This window comes from Pseudoduganella aquatica, assembly GCF_020865585.1.
GTDB classification, from domain to species: domain Bacteria; phylum Pseudomonadota; class Gammaproteobacteria; order Burkholderiales; family Burkholderiaceae_D; genus Rugamonas; species Rugamonas aquatica_A.
Window position 1 is genome coordinate 3,800,797 of record NZ_CP086370.1, and the last position, 14,697, is coordinate 3,815,493.

A 14,697-nucleotide genomic window follows, 5' to 3' on the forward strand; every position below is an offset into this window, starting at 1 on the left:
GGCGCGCCCCGCGCCGGCCGACAATGGCAGTACGCCATCACAGACGCCTGCCCATCACCAAGGAGAACAGCATGCCCCACACCATCCTGCTGCCGACGGACGGCAATCCGCGCGCCGCCCCGGCCATCGAGCGCTGCATGCGGCTGGCCCGCGCCAACGCGGCCGCCGTTGTCGGCCTGTACGTGCTGCCGTGCGAGGACTTGTCGGTGCCGGAAGACGACAGCTATGTGCAAGAACAGGAGCGGCCATCGAGCGTCGTGCACGCCGGCGATACGCTGCGCGCGCTCGAAACGGCCGCCGCCGCGGCAGGGGTGCCCTGCACGGTGCTGACGCGCTGCGCCGACTCGCCCTACACTGCCATCATCGCGGCGGCGCGCGAACGCCAGTGCGACCTGGTGTTTCCCGACGCCATGGAACGCATGCCGGACGCCGCCGAGCGGGCCGCGCTGCAGCAGTCGGGCATCGCCGTGGCGGCCGGCGCGCCGCCGTGAGCCGGCGCGTATCACAATACAACAGCCGGAGCGCCGCACGCGCCGTGCGCCGGTCCGGGGTCCACCACACACGCGGAGGCAACCATGTACAAAACTATCCTGCTGCACATCGGCCGGCCGCCAACCTGGCGCCGCGGCATGCGCGCTGCCGCGGACCTCGCAAAGGAACACGAGGCGCACCTGATCGGACTGGCCAGCACCGGCTATGCGGTGCTGCAAAATTCGGCCGCCGGCGCCGGCGCGTTCGGGCTGTACCCGCCCATCGGCTATGACCAATTCCGTTCCGAAGCCCGGCAGCGGTTGCAGGAGTACGAGCAGGCCGCAGCCGGGTACGCGTTCGGATCGGTCGAGTCGCGCGTGATAGACGACGCCGCCGAGTACGCCCTGGCCTTGCAGTCGCGCTATTGCGACCTGGTGCTGGTGGCAGGCGGCGCCACGACCGAGGCGTCACCGCTGCTGCCGGGACGGCTCGCCGGCTACCTGGCCCTGCATGCCACCCGGCCGGTACTGCAAGTTGCCACCCGCGCCGAACCGCGCCTGGACGGCACCGTCGTGATCGGCTGGAACGGCGGGGCCGAAGCCAGCCGCGCCACGGCTGCCGCCCTGCCGCTGCTGCGGCGCGCTGCGCGCGTGCAGATTGCCGTCTTCAATCCCGACCAGGGGCCGCACCTGCACGGCGACGAGCCGGGCGCGGACGTGGCCCGCTATCTGGCGCGCCACTGCAGCAATGTCGCCGTGATCAACGAGAACACCTCTGCCGACCCCGGCGAAGCGCTGCTCGACCTGGCGCGCAGCAGCGGCGCCGGGCTGATCGTGGCGGGCGCCTACGGCCACAGCCGCTTCCGGGAATGGATACTTGGCAGCACCACAGCCTGCCTGCTGGACCAGGACGAGGTCGCCGTGTTGATGACGCACTGACCTTGGCCGGCCCTACCACTTGCCTTGCTCACCCATTGAGGAGTCGCCATGCGTCCCCGTCACCTTTCCCTGACCCTGCTCCTATGCTGCAGCGCCTATGTCAGCGCCCGGCAGCCCGCGCCGACCAGCCAGGCCGCCCCGCCCGCGCCTGACCGCACCAGCGACGTCTCGCAGCAGTGGGCCCATGCGGTGAGCCAGGTGAACCAGGCGCTGGCTGTGGTGCACACCATGTCCGGCGATCCGGTCATCGCCGAAGCGCTGCGCCTGGCAAATGGCGTGTTCATCGTGCCCGTCTACCGCAGGGCAGCGGTGGGCGTAGGCGGCGGCGGTGGTGGCGGCGTCATGCTGCTGAGACGACCCGACGGTCAGTGGAGCGCGCCCGTGTTCTATACGCTGGGCGCGCTGGACGTCGGGCTGCAGGCCGGCGCCCAGCGCGGCCCGGTCGCGCTGGTGCTGATGAATGACAAGGCCACCGCCGAATTCACCAACAAGCACAATTTCTCGCTGGGCGCCGACGCCGGCCTCACGCTACTGAGCTGGCACAGGCTGGCGCGCAGCAGCGTCGGCAGTGGCGACGTCATCGCCTGGACCTCGGCCAGGGGCTTGTTCGGCGACCTGCTCGCGGTGGGCGTAAGCGATATCCACTACAACTCGGCGTTGACCAACGCCTATTACCGTCGTACGCTGGCCGCCAGCGACGTCACCTCGGGTCAGGTCGAGAACGTGCAAGCCCTGGCCTTGCAGCAGGCTCTGGCCGCTGCGGGCAGCCCTGCGCGCTGAGGCGCACGGCGTGCCGACGGTACCGCCGCCCTGGCGCGCCGGGCCGCCGTCAAGCGTGTCGCGACAGCGATGAGCAGCCTCCCGTCCCGCCTCAGCTGGCCACGCCTCGCGGCCGCCGCCGCGCTGCTGGCCGTGGCCGCCGCCGTCTATTGGGCCACGGCCCCGGAAACGCTGGCCACCTGCAGGCCCGAGCGCGGCAGCGTGGTCGACGCGGTCTACGCCGCCGGCAGCGTGGAGCCGACCGTGAAGATGCCGATCGCGCCGCGCGTGGGCGGCCGGCTGGCCGAACGGCTGGCCGACGAAGGCGAGCAAGTGCGCAAAGGCCAGGTGCTGGCGCGCCTGGACGACGCCGACCTGGCCGGCACGGTCGACGAGCTGCGCGCGCGCGCCGAGTACGCCCGCAGCCAGCACGCCCGCATTGCCGCGCTGGCCGAGCGCGGCTTCGTTGCCGCCGGTGAGAGGGAGCGCAGCCGCAGCGAGCTCGCGGCCGCCGAAGCGGCGCTGCGGCGCGCCCTGGCGCAGCGCGGCTACATGGCGCTGACAGCGCCGGCCGACGGCACCGTGATCCGCCGGGATGGCGAACCCGGCCAGTACATCGGCCCGGGCCAGGCCGTGTTCGTGCTGGCCTGCTGCGCGCCGCTGCGCGTGAGCGCCGACATCGACGAGGAGGACATCAACCGCGTGCGGGTGGGCCAGCCCGTGCTGCTGCGGGCGCCGGCCGTGCCCGGCACGGTGTACGACGGCACGGTGGCCGACATCACGCCGCAGGGCGACCCGGTGGCGCGCAGCTACCGGGTCCGCGTCCGGCTGGCCGAGCCCGGCGCGCTGCGCCCCGGCATGACGGTCGAGGCGAACCTGATCGTCGCCCGGCGCGAGAACGCCTTGCTGCTGCCCAATAGCGCCGTTCTGGACGGCGCGGTGTGGCTCCTGGCCCAGGGCCGGCTGCAGCGGCGCGCGGTGCAGTTGGGCATACGGGACGCAACCCGCAGCGAAATCGTGCGCGGCCTGGCCGGCGATGAAACCGTGGTTCTGCAGCCGCATGCGGGCCTGCGGCAAAACCGGCGGGCGCGGCCGGCCGCGCGCTGAGGGGGGCGCCATGCCGATTCACCTGGACATCGCCTGTACCCATTTGCGGCATCACGGGCGCTCGACGCTGGTTTCGCTGGGCGGCATCGCGCTCGGGGTCGCTTTCTTCCTGGCCGTCTCGGCACTGATGCGCGGCTCGGAGCAGGATTTCCTGCAGCGCCTGGTGGACAACAGCCCCCACATCACTGTCTACGACCAGTACCGGACGCAGCAGGCCCAGCCGGCCGAGCTGCGCTGGCCGCAGGCGGTGGTCTCGGTCAGCAATGCCAAGCCGCTGGTCGAGACGCGCGGCATCCGCGGCTATCGCAGCAAGCTGGAACAGATCGAGGCACTGCCGGGAATACGGGTGGCGCCCCTGCTGCACGGGTCCGCCGTGCTGGTGTTCGCCGGCCAGCAACAAGGCATCAGCCTGTCGGGGGTGGAACCGCCGCGCATGAAGCTGGTCTCGGCCATCGAACGGCACATGGTCGCCGGCTCGCTGGACGAGCTGGGCGCCACGCCGAACGGGGTGATCATTGGCGAGGGCCTCGCCGCGAAGTTCCGCCTGCGCATGGGCGGCACGCTGACGGTGGTCTCGGCCGGCACCGGGAGCCGGGTCATGAAGGTGGTGGGAATCTTCCGGACCGGAAACGCAGCCTACGACGAGACCGAAACCTTCACCCTGCTCAAGCGCGCCCAGGCGATACTGGACCGTCCCAACCGCGTCAACCGCTTCATCATCCAGCTGGCCGACCCGCACGCCGCCGTCGGCGTGGCCGCCGCCATCGAGCGTAGCATCGGCTACAAGTCGGTCTCGTGGATCGAGGCCTCGGAAGACCTGCTCAACTTGCTACTGGTGCGCAATATCATCATGTACAGCGTGGTCTCGGCCATCCTGGTGGTGGCCGCGTTCGGCATCTACAACACCATTTTCACCATCGTGGTGGAAAAGACGCGCGACATCGCCATCCTGAAATCCATCGGCTTCCGGCGCGCGGACATGCGCCGCATCTTCCTGTGGCAAGGCGGCATCATCGGCCTGCTCGGCAGCGTCGCTGGCCTGCTGTTGGGCAACGCGCTGATGCGCGTGCTTGCCATCATCGAGCTGAAACCGCCCGGGGTCAGCGAAGTGGTCAGGCTGCCCGTGTGGTGGGGCGTCGACCAGTACTTGCTGGCCGCCGGCTTCGCCATGGCCTCCTGCCTGGGCGCGGCCTACCTGCCCGCCAGCAAGGCGGGCAAGCTGCGCCCGGTCGACATCCTCAGGGGCGCGACATGAGTGCCCTGCTGCGCGCGGAAGGGCTGGTGCGCACGCTGCCCGGCGCCGTGCCGGTGACGCTGGTCGATGGCGTCAGCCTGGGTATTGCTGCAGGCGAGTTCGTCTGCATCATGGGACCGTCCGGCTCGGGCAAGTCCTCTCTGCTCTACCTGCTCGGCTTGCTGGATGTGGCCGACGCGGGCCGCCTGTGGCTCGACGGCGAGGAGCTCTCGCGCTGCAGCGACGACCAGCTGGCGGCGCTGCGGCTGTCCAAGCTCGGCTTCGTGTTCCAGTTTCACTTCCTGCTGGCCGAATTCACGGTGCTGCAGAACGTCACGCTGCCGATGCGCCGGCTCGGCAGCCTGACCGATGCCGCCGCCCTGGAGCGGGCCATGGGGTTGCTCGAGCAGTTCGGCATGGCGGGGCATGCCGGCAAGCTGCCGGCGCAGCTGTCCGGCGGCCAGCGGCAGCGGGTCGCCGTGGCGCGCGCCCTGGCCAACGCCCCGCTGCTGATCCTGGCGGACGAGCCGACCGGCAACTTGGACTCGGCCGCCTCGCAGAACGTGCAGCGCACGCTGCGCGGCTTGGCCGACGGTGGCCAGACCGTGATCGCGGTCACGCATGACCCGGCATTTGCCGCCGCGGCCGACCGCCGCATCCACCTGCTCGACGGCAAACTGGCACCGGACGGCGCCCACCAGTCCTGAGACGGCGCCGGTCCCTCTCTGGCGGCAAGACCGCCGCACTTGACCTGGATCAGGGATTTTGCGGCCGCGCCGCTGTAAAACGGAACATCGTTGTTGACGCATGCCTTCCCGGCCGCCGCGCTGCGCCGACGCCGGTGCCGGCGGCCGGGCGGTGCATCCGGCCCCATCGAGCAATGTCCGAACCCAAGCAGGAGCAATGCCATGAGCCAAAGAGAGGTCGTAATCTGCGAGCCGGTGCGCACCGCCATCGGCACATTCGGCGGTAGCCTGGCTGCCATCCCGGCCTCCGACCTGGGCGCGGCGGCCATCCGCGCCGTGCTGGCCCGCGCCGGACTTGACGCGGAACAGGTGCAGGGCGTGGTCATGGGCAACGTGATCCAGGCAGGGGCCAAGATGAACCCGGCCCGCCAGGCCGGCATCGCTGCCGGCCTGCCTGTCACCGTGCCGGCGCTGACGGTCAACCGCGTCTGCGGATCCGGCGCGCAGGCCATCGCCTGCGCGGCGCTGGAGGTCTGGGCCGGCATGAGCGACTGCGCCATCGCCGGCGGCATGGAGAACATGGACCGCGCGCCGTATCTGCTGCCGCAGGGGCGCTGGGGCGCGCGCATGGGCGACGTCGCCCTGCTTGACAGCATGCTGCACGACGGCTTGAACGACGCCTTCTCCGGCCAGCATTCGGGCTGGCACACGGAGGACCTGGTGCAGCAGAAGGGCATCTCGCGCGCGGATCAGGATCGCTGGGCGCTGCGCTCCCAGCAGCGCTTTTCCGCCGCCCAGGCGGCAGGTTGCTTCGTGGCCGAAATCGCCGCGCTCGACATACCGGGGCGCAAGGCTCCCACCCTGTTCGACAAGGACGAGCACAATCGCCCGGACACCAACGCCGAGTCCCTGGCCAGGCTCAAACCGGCGTTCCGCAAGGATGGCACCATCACGGCCGGCAGCGCGCCCGGACTGAACGCGGGCGCCGCCGCCATGCTCGTCGCCGAAGGCGCTTGGGCCAGGCGCAACGGCCAGGCGCCGCTGGCGAGGCTGGTGTCCTATGGCGTGGGGGCGGTGGAACCCGGCATGTTCGGACTCGGCCCCGTCCCGGCCGTCCGCCAGGCGCTGCGGCGGGCGAACTGGACCATCAAGCAAGTCGAGCGGATCGAAATCAACGAAGCCTTCGCCGCCATCGCACTGGCCTGCCTGCGGGAACTGGGCCTGGACGAGGAAAGAGTCAACGTGGAAGGCGGCGCCATCGCGCACGGGCACCCGATCGGCGCCAGCGGCGCCGTGCTGGCCACGCGCCTGCTGCACTCGATGCGGCGCGACCGTCTTAAGCGGGGCTTGGTGACCTTGTGCATCGGCGGCGGCCAAGGCATCGCCCTGGCGCTGGAAATGCTGGATTGACGCCGCCATGGAGCTGGAACTGTCGGTGGCCGCCGGGATCTTCGCGCGCGCCGCGGGTGCGGACGGAAAGTGATCGCGCTCAGCGACTTTGCCAAGCGCCGGCGCTGTAGTCTTGCCGAGCTTAACCTTCGCCTTGGAGCCCTCGTGCTAGCCCTGCTATTGAGCGTCTGGATCGGTGCCGCCGTGGCTGCGCCCCCGATTACCTGCAGCATCCTGGTCTTCCACCGCTTCGGCCCGGTCGCGGCCGACAGCATGACGACCCGGACCACAGTCATGGAACAGCAGATCCTGGCGCTGCGCGCCCACGGCTACCGGCTCGTCACGCTGGCCGCGCTGATCGGCACCCTGCAAGGCCGCGTGCCGCCCGAGGCGAGCCTGGTGGCGATCACGGTGGACGACGGCCATCGCAGCGTGTACACCGATCTCTACCCGCTGATCGGCAGGCTCGGCGTTCCGGTGACGCTCTTCATCTACCCGTCCGCCATCGGCAACGCGCGCTACGCCCTGGATTGGGCGCAACTGCGGACGCTGGCCGCCAGCCCTGGCATCGAGATCGGCTCGCATACCTACTGGCATCCGGATTTCCGCAGGGAGCATCAAGGGCTCGCCCCGGCCGCTTACGCCGCCCTGGCCGCCTTGCAACTGGCCCGGCCGCGCGAGGTACTGCACGCCAAACTCGGCGTGTCGGCGCCGGTGCTCGCCTGGCCGTACGGCATCAGCGACGAGCAGCTGCGCCGCCAGGCGCGGGCCAGCGGCTATACGGCGGCGCTGGCACTGGGAAACCGCAATGCCAGCGCCGGCGACGATCTCTATGCCTTGCCACGGCACTTGATCACGGACGCTGTCGGCGTGCGCGGCTTGCTCGGGCGGCTGGCCACCGGTCCGGCTTGCGTGCCATGATCAGCCGTCTCGCGTTGCTGACACTGCTGTGCGCGCCGGTGGCTGCGCAGCCGCTCGATGGCCGGGTGCTCGACGCCGTCAGCAGGCAACCGATCGCCGGTGCCGTCGTGGCGGCCGGTGGCAAGGCCGCAACCACCGGCCCGGACGGCAGCTACCATCTCAACGCCACCGGGACCGTGCTGCAGGCCCGTGCCATAGGCTACAGCCGCGTCTCCGCCAGGCTGCCCCAGGCCGCCGCCGCGCCGCTGCTCCTGCTGCCTTTGCGCCCCAAGGCGCTCTATCTGTCGGTCTACGGCATCGGCGATGCCGGCTTGCGCCAGTCCGCCCTGCGCCTGCTCGCCGATACCGAGCTCAACGCTCTGGTCATCGACCTCAAGGGCGACAGCGGCATCGTGCCCTATCCCAGCAAGGTGGCGCTGGCGGCGCAGTGCGGTGCCCGCAGCGTCACCACCGTGCAAGATATGCCGGCATTGGTGGCCGGGCTCAAGCAGGCAGGCGTCTATTTGATTGCCCGCATCGTTACCTTCAAGGACGACAGGCTGGCCGCAGCCCATCCGGAATGGCGCGTGCAGCGCGAAGACGGCACGCCGTTCCGGGACCGCGAGCACATGGCATGGATCGATCCCTTCCGGCGCGAAGCGTGGCCGTATTTCCTTGATCTGGCCGAGGAGGCAGCGGCGATGGGTTTCGATGAAATCCAGTTCGACTATGTGCGCTTCCCCGACAGCGGGGGCCTACGCTTCGCGCTGCCGAACAGCACCGCCAACCGCGTCGCCGCCATCGTGGAATTCCTGGCGTCCGCGCGCGCCCGCCTGCTCCCGCACAATGTGTTCCTGGCCGCCGACCTGTTCGGCTATACCGCCTGGAATGACGACGATACCCAGATCGGCCAGGATCTGCCGGCGATCGCCGCCGTCGTCGACTACGTCTCGCCCATGCTATACCCTTCCGGCTTCCAGTTTGGCATCCCCGGCTACCGCAATCCCGTCCAGCACCCGGCGGAGATTGTGCATCGAACCCTGCGGCGGGCGTTGGCGCGCACGGGCGGCAATCCCTTGCGTTTCCGGCCCTGGTTGCAAGCCTTCCGCGACTATGCTTTCGACCGCCGGGCATTTGACGAAGACGAAGTGCGGGCGCAGATCGACGCGGCCGAGTCGGCAGGCAGTGCGGGCTGGATGCTGTGGAATCCGCGCAACGACTACACGGCGGCGGGCCTGCGTCGGCGCTGAGGCCGCGGCGAACTCATCCGCCAACCGGGAAATGCCGCGGCGTGTCTTCCCAGCAGGCCGGCTGGACCTGGAATTCGGCCAGCATGTCGGCAAACTGCGTGCTGCCCAGGAAACGGAATTCGCGCCTGCGGAACTGCTCCAGGGCCGGGTGCGCCGCAGCCGGGTGGCACATGGCCAGCGCGCCGGCCGGCGCTATGGAGGCCAGCCAGCCGCGCCACAGCGCCGGCAAGTCCGCTTGCCCGGACAAGTCATAGACGCCGAGAAAGTCCCCGTTGCTGCGCAAGCCCAGCCGCCTGGCCTGCCGTGCCAGCTCGGCCGCGCCCAGCGCCCCGATCAAGGCCGCCTTGGCGCCGCGCCAGCGCCGGGGGCGGGTATCGCGCAGGAAGACGGCCGCATGCCCCCCGCCAGCCGCCAGCACCTCCATCAGTGCCTCGCGGATCACCGGAAACTGGTGCACATGCTCATGACCGTCGATAAAGGCAGGCATGGCGCCGGTCAGCTCGCCAAACCTGTGCAACTGGCCGAGCACCACCGTGCGCGCCTGCTGCGGCGGCATCCGCCGCGCCCATGTTGCAGCAATGGTGGCGCCTACGCCGCGCCGGTGGCCATACCGCGCGTGCGCCATGGCGCTGGTGAAGTCCAGGTGCAGGCCCAGGTTCACGCCGTAGCGGCGCAGCGTGGCCAGCGCGTCGCGGTCCGGCCGGCCCAGCGCCATGATGCTGGCCGAGGTAACCACGCCCTGCTCCGCCAGTGCGGCCACGCCTTGGTCGATGGCGGGATGCATGCCGATGTCATCGGCGTTGATGATGAGACGGCGCATATTAGGCTGCCCGCCGGGCCGCGCTGAACGCCCAGTACTTGCCCAGCGCAAAACTGGCCAGCGCAACGAGCAGCGTAACGGCCGCCAGCAAGGCCAGATAGGGAACCGCCGGGAAGGCTTTCAGCGCCGCCACAAACAGGAATTGATTCGCGCCGAAGCCCGCCAGCGACACGGCCAGCCAGCGCAGCATGCTGCCGCCAGCGCTGCGCCCCGCGCCAAACGTAAATTTCCGCTGGCCGGCATGGCTGACCAGGAAGGCGCAGGCAAAGCCGGCGATATTGGCCTGCTGCGGCCGCAGTTGCGCCAGCGACACCGCGCCGAGCACGGTCAGCAGATGCACGCCCGCCGCCGCCGCGCCCACCAGCACGAAGGCCGCAGGTCGCGCTTGCGGGGCCGTCACGGCGCCACCTGGCGCACGGGCGCGCCCTGCCCCAGCGCGCTGTGATCCACCCGTTCTTCCAGCACGTACAGCGGCCGCTGCTTGGTTTCCTCGAACACGCGGCCCAGGTACTCGGCAATCACGCCCAGGCACAGCAACTGTATGCCGGACAGCAGCATCATGCCGGACGCCAGCGTGGCCCAGCCGGAGACGCGATTGCCGATAATCAGGGTCTCGGCCATGATGTACAGGCCATAGCACAAGGCCGCCACCGAGATGAGCGCGCCCGCTACCGACACCATGCGCAGCGGCTTGACCGAAAACGCGGTCACGCCGAGCGCAGCCAGTCCCAGCAATTGCCGCAGCCGGAATTTGGACTCGCCGGCGGTGCGCTCGCCGGCGCGGAACGGCACGATGCTGGTCTTGAATCCCAGCCAGGCATACAAGCCCTTCATGAAGCGCGTGCGTTCCGGCAGCCGCATCAGCGCCTGCACCACGCGCCGGTCCATCAGGCGGAAATCGCCGGCGTTGGCCGGGATGACGTAACGCTCGCGCGCGTACATGAAACCGTAGAAGCGCCGCTTGCACCAGCCCAGCAGCGCGCTCTCGTGGGCGCGGGTGGTCTGTGCTGCCGCCACCATGTCGTAACCGCTGCGCCAGCGTTCGATCAGCGTCGGGATCAGCTCAACCGGATGCTGGCCGTCGCCGTCCATGCACAGCACGGCGTCGCCGCGCGTGGCGGCCAGGCCCGCCGTCAGCGCGGCCTCCTTGCCGAAATTGCGCGACAAGCGCAGCAGCTGCACATTGCAGTGGCCCTGATGCTGCTCGAACTGCTGCAGCACTTCGGCCAGGTTGTCGCTGCCGCCGTCGTCGACGACCACCACTTCCCAGTCCACGCCGCACCGGGCCAGCGTCGCGGCCAGATTCGGCAGCAGCACGGCCAGCGACGGCGCTTCGTTCAGCACCGGCAGCACCACGGAGAGCGAGCGGCGGCCGCTCCAGTGCAGGTTGGCAGGTTGGATAGCCATCAGTTCATCTCCACCAGTGAGCGGCGCTGGCCGCTAAACAGGACGCGGCCTGCTGGAATGGACAGGCGCCGCAGTTCCTGGTTGTCCATCACCACGTACATGCGGCCAGCAGATCCTACCGGCACGGCCGGCGTTCCTTGCACCAGCGCGCCGCGCGAGTAGAACGCCGACGAGAACGTGGGACGGGTCATATAAGTGAGCTGCGCGCCGGCTGGCGCCTGGCGTTCAAAGGCCCGCATCAGTTCGCGCTCCGAGTTCGCGTTGACCTGGTGCAGGATGAACGGCGCCAGCGCCAGCGCCGCGGCGCCATAGGCAGCCAGCGCGTAGCCGGCGCGGCGGCGCGTGGCGGGCGCGCTGTTTTCCAGCCAGCCGGCCACCAGCACCGCGAACGGCGGCACCGCCGTCAGCGCATACGTCCAGATGATGTTGCGGCTGAAGGTGAAGAACAGCAGCGGCGCCAGCGTGGCGCACCACAGGAAGCGCGCCAGCGGGCGCATCGTCGGCCAGCCTGCGGCCGGTTTGGGGCCTTGCGGACGGCGCACCATCGCGGCCAGCTGGCTGACGAACACGTGCAGCCAGGGCAGCACGGCACCGGCCCAGAACAGCCAGATGGCACCCAGCGGCTGGCGGTGCGCGGTGCCGTAGCGGTCGCCCGTCCAGCCCGGCACCAGGAAGCGCGAGAAATGCTCGCCGACGATGAAGTAATTGAGGAAGCCGGGATAGCTGCGTTCGGCCGCGAGATACCAGGGCAGGAAGATCGCGGCAGCCAGCGCCACGCCTGCCGGGTCGAACACCTGGCGCAGCATGGGCAGCAGCTTGCGCTGCAGCAGCGCATACGCCACCAGCGGCATGGCGATCAGCAGCCAGGTGGCCAAGCCTTTGGACAAGGCCGCCAGTCCCACCATGGCCCAGAAGCCCAGGCGCCAGCGCAGGCCGTGCGCGCGCTCGCCCGCTTGCAGCGCACGCCAGGCGCAGTAATGCGCGGCCCACACCACCGTCATCTGGATGGCGTCCGTCATGACCGCGCCGGCGCTGATGAAGAACAGCGGCGAGGCCGCCAGCACCGGCACCACCAGCCAGCGCTGGCGCACACCGTGCAGGCCGGCGAAGGCGGCGGCGATCCAGAGCGTGAGCGCCGAGGCCAGCAGCGCCGGCAGGCGCGCTGCGAATTCATTGACGCCGAACAGGCCCATGGACACGGCGCTGGCCCAGGTGGAGAGCGGCGGCTTGGCGAAAAACGGCGTTTGCGCGTCCATGTGCGGCATCAGCCAGTAGCCGTTGACCAGCGTCTGGCGCGCCAGTTCGCCGTATCGCGCTTCGGTGGTGTCGGCCAGCGGCGCCAGCGCCATCAGCGCAAGGCGCGCCATTAGCAGGAGCAGCACGGCGCCGGCCAGCCAGTAGCGCCAGTCCGGGATGTCCGACACTCCCGGCATGCCAGCGATGCGCGCCCCTCCCGCCGTCCTTGCCCGCAGCCAGGCCGCCAGGCCGGGCGTGAGCGACAGCAGCACGATGCCCAGCACCGCCGCCGTCACGTGCGCGTCCAGGTGCCACATCCAATTCACTATCATGACCGCCAACTCTTGCATATCGTATCCTTGCTTCAGGGGGGGAAGCGGCGCAGGCATACAACCCATACTATCTGCTGGAACGTTAAGAAAAAGTTAAGCAACCATCCCGAATCCATCCCGGCCGCAACCGTCGGGGCCAGTGTCGTTGGTCCATCATTAAAGCTGTATTAATGGAGATCGGCGGCGGTGTCGGCGGCGGGGAATAACACGGTGACGGACAGGCCTCCGCCCCAGTCGGCGGCTGCGATTTCCACGCTGGCGCCGTGGTGATCGGCAATATTGCGCACGATGGACAAGCCCAGTCCGCATCCGGGCACGGTGTTGCCGGCGGGCCGGTAGCAGCGGTCGAACAGGCGCGCGCGGTCCTGTTCCGGCACGCCGGGGCCGTTGTCCTGCACCTGCAGCCAGGCTCGGCCGCCGCGCCGGCCAGCGCGCACATCCACCCTGCCGCCGGGCTGGGTGTAGCGCAGCGCGTTGTCGACCAGATTGTTGAGCAGCACCCGCAGCCCCTCGGGATCGGCGGCGATGACGATGTGCTCGTCCGAGGCCACGCCGAGGTCGATGCCGCGGCTGGCGGCCAGCACTTCATGGTCGATCACCGCCGCTTGCAACAGGCTGGACAGGTCGATGTCCAGCCGCTGGCCGGGCTGATGCCCGACTTCGTGGCGTGCCAGGCTCAGCAGTTGCTGCACCAGGTGCACACCCCGGTCCAGCCGCTCCTCCAGCTTGGCCAGCGCGGCCGTGCGTGCGTCCGCGCCGGCGGCGCGCTCCACCAGCTGCAGCTGCAGCTTGAGGGCCGTCAGCGGCGAGCGCAGTTCATGCGCCGCGTCGGCCACAAAGGTGCGCTGCTGCGTCAGCGCGCGCTCGAATTTCCGCATCAGCCCGTTCAACGCATCCACCACCTGGCGCAACTCGGGCGGCAGCGCATCGGTCGGCAGCGGCTGCAGCGCCTCCGGCGAACGCCCCGCCACCGCCTGCGCCAGCCGGTCCAGCGGCTTGAGCGCGCGCTCGACCACCATCAGTATGAAACCGGCCAGGACGATCAGGCAGGCCAGCACAGGCCAGCCGATGTACATCGCCCGCCGCGTGGCCACCTGCGCGCGCACCGCGTCCGACTGCGCCACCTGCACGTACAGCGCTCGCCGGCGCTCGCCGTAAATGCGCCAGCCGGCGCCATTGAACTGGACCGACTTATAGCCTCGCACGTCGTAGCGCGGCAGCAGCGGCACCTCCTGCGCCACCTGGCGCGGCGCGCCGCGCTCGTCCCAGGCCTGCACCACCACGTCCTCCTCGGGATCCTCGGCGCCGGGCAAGGCCGTGCCGGGGCCGAACTCGTTGGGCAGCGCCGCCGCCACCTGGCGCAGTTGCAGGTCGCCCAGTTCGCTGGTTTCCTTGAGCATGGCGTAATACAGTGCCACGCCGGCCCCCAGCGCGCACAGCGCCAGCGCGCACAGCAGGCCGATCAGCAACTGGCGGCGGATGGTCATCATGCTGCGGCGGCCACTTTGTAGCCCACGCCGCGCACGTTCTTGATGAAGTCGGCGCCGAATTTCTTGCGCAGGTGGTGCACGTAGACGTCGACGGTGTTGCTCTCCACCTCGGTGTTCCAGCCGTACAGCTTTTCCTTCAGCTCGCGCTTGGAGACCACGCTGCCCGGGCTGTCCAGCAGCACACGCAGCAGCGCAAACTCGCGCGCCGACAGCTTGACCACCGCGCCGTTGAAGCGCGCCTCATGGCTGGCCAGGTCCAGCGTCAGGCCGTCGTGCTCAATCACGGAACGGCTGCGCGAGACGCGGCGGCGCAGCAAGGCGCGGATGCGCGCCAGCAGTTCCTCCAGGTCGAAGGGCTTGACGAGGAAATCGTCGGCGCCCGCGTCCAGGCCTGCCACGCGGGCGGCGCTGCCGTCGCGCGCGCTGATGATCAGGACCGGCGTGTCCACGCCGCGCGTGCGCAGCGCATGCAGCACGTCCATGCCTTCCTTGCCCGGCAGGCCAAGGTCCAGCAACAGCGCGTCGTAGCCCTGCGCGGCCATGGCCAGCTCCGCATCGTGCCCGTTGCGCACCCAATCGACGGCATAGCTTTCGCCGTGTAATCCATCCACAATACTATCGCCGATCATCGGATCGTCTTCCACCAGCAGCAAGCGCACCGCAATCTCCAGCCTGTTG

The 14,697-nt window shown here is 69.8% G+C and carries 15 protein-coding genes; 9 read left to right on the forward strand and 6 right to left on the reverse strand.

Going from position 1 to position 14,697, the window contains the following annotated elements; genetic code table 11:
* The first annotated feature begins 71 nt into the window (after window positions 1-71).
* The 9 genes from KT882_RS16985 (at window position 72) to KT882_RS17025 (ending at window position 8,734) form a co-directional block, all read left to right on the forward strand.
* Window positions 72-491 (forward strand): universal stress protein, encoded by a 420-nt coding sequence (locus KT882_RS16985; protein WP_161072921.1) that lies wholly within the window; start codon window positions 72-74, stop codon window positions 489-491.
* Between the two features lie 84 nt (window positions 492-575).
* On the forward strand, window positions 576-1,409 hold the full coding sequence (locus tag KT882_RS16990) for a universal stress protein (RefSeq protein ID WP_228892637.1): 834 nt from the start codon (window positions 576-578) through the stop codon (window positions 1,407-1,409).
* 48 nt (window positions 1,410-1,457) lie between these two features.
* On the forward strand, window positions 1,458-2,189 hold the full coding sequence (locus KT882_RS16995) for a lipid-binding SYLF domain-containing protein (RefSeq protein WP_161072923.1): 732 nt from the start codon (window positions 1,458-1,460) through the stop codon (window positions 2,187-2,189).
* 69 nt (window positions 2,190-2,258) lie between these two features.
* Window positions 2,259-3,275: an efflux RND transporter periplasmic adaptor subunit gene (locus KT882_RS17000; protein WP_228892640.1), complete on the forward strand. Its 1,017-nt coding sequence runs from the start codon at window positions 2,259-2,261 to the stop codon at window positions 3,273-3,275.
* Between the two features lie 10 nt (window positions 3,276-3,285).
* Window positions 3,286-4,530 (forward strand): ABC transporter permease, encoded by a 1,245-nt coding sequence (locus KT882_RS17005; RefSeq protein ID WP_161072925.1) that lies wholly within the window; start codon window positions 3,286-3,288, stop codon window positions 4,528-4,530.
* Window positions 4,527-5,216, forward strand: a complete 690-nt coding sequence (locus tag KT882_RS17010; protein WP_161072926.1) for an ABC transporter ATP-binding protein — start codon at window positions 4,527-4,529, stop codon at window positions 5,214-5,216. The genes KT882_RS17005 and KT882_RS17010 overlap by 4 nt, the downstream gene beginning before the upstream one ends.
* Window positions 5,217-5,417: 201 nt before the next feature.
* Window positions 5,418-6,605 carry a thiolase family protein gene (locus KT882_RS17015; RefSeq protein ID WP_228892642.1) on the forward strand — a complete coding sequence of 396 codons (1,188 nt, stop codon included), beginning with the start codon at window positions 5,418-5,420 and terminating at the stop codon, window positions 6,603-6,605.
* Between the two features lie 69 nt (window positions 6,606-6,674).
* Window positions 6,675-7,505 (forward strand): polysaccharide deacetylase family protein, encoded by an 831-nt coding sequence (locus KT882_RS17020; protein WP_161072928.1) that lies wholly within the window; start codon window positions 6,675-6,677, stop codon window positions 7,503-7,505.
* Window positions 7,502-8,734, forward strand: coding sequence for a putative glycoside hydrolase (locus KT882_RS17025; RefSeq protein ID WP_161072929.1), 1,233 nt, complete (start codon window positions 7,502-7,504; stop codon window positions 8,732-8,734). The genes KT882_RS17020 and KT882_RS17025 overlap by 4 nt, the downstream gene beginning before the upstream one ends.
* Before the next feature lie 13 nt (window positions 8,735-8,747).
* Here the strand turns inward: KT882_RS17025 and KT882_RS17030 are convergent, their stop codons facing one another.
* The 6 genes from KT882_RS17030 to KT882_RS17055 form a co-directional block, all read right to left on the reverse strand.
* Entirely contained in the window at window positions 8,748-9,554 is an 807-nt protein-coding gene (locus KT882_RS17030; RefSeq protein ID WP_228892644.1) for a ChbG/HpnK family deacetylase, read from the reverse strand.
* Between the two features lies 1 nt (window position 9,555).
* Window positions 9,556-9,954 (reverse strand): GtrA family protein, encoded by a 399-nt coding sequence (locus KT882_RS17035; protein ID WP_161072931.1) that lies wholly within the window; start codon window positions 9,952-9,954, stop codon window positions 9,556-9,558.
* Window positions 9,951-10,961 carry a glycosyltransferase family 2 protein gene (locus tag KT882_RS17040; protein ID WP_161072932.1) on the reverse strand — a complete coding sequence of 337 codons (1,011 nt, stop codon included), beginning with the start codon at window positions 10,959-10,961 and terminating at the stop codon, window positions 9,951-9,953. Before KT882_RS17040 ends, KT882_RS17035 begins: the two co-directional genes overlap by 4 nt.
* Window positions 10,961-12,529, reverse strand: coding sequence for an ArnT family glycosyltransferase (locus KT882_RS17045; RefSeq protein WP_228892646.1), 1,569 nt, complete (start codon window positions 12,527-12,529; stop codon window positions 10,961-10,963). Before KT882_RS17045 ends, KT882_RS17040 begins: the two co-directional genes overlap by 1 nt.
* A 167-nt stretch (window positions 12,530-12,696) precedes the next feature.
* Window positions 12,697-14,019: an ATP-binding protein gene (locus tag KT882_RS17050; protein WP_228892648.1), complete on the reverse strand. Its 1,323-nt coding sequence runs from the start codon at window positions 14,017-14,019 to the stop codon at window positions 12,697-12,699.
* A complete protein-coding gene (locus KT882_RS17055) occupies window positions 14,016-14,678 on the reverse strand; it encodes a response regulator transcription factor (protein WP_228892649.1) in 663 nt (220 codons plus the stop codon). The genes KT882_RS17050 and KT882_RS17055 overlap by 4 nt, the downstream gene beginning before the upstream one ends.
* Window positions 14,679-14,697 lie beyond the last annotated feature (19 nt).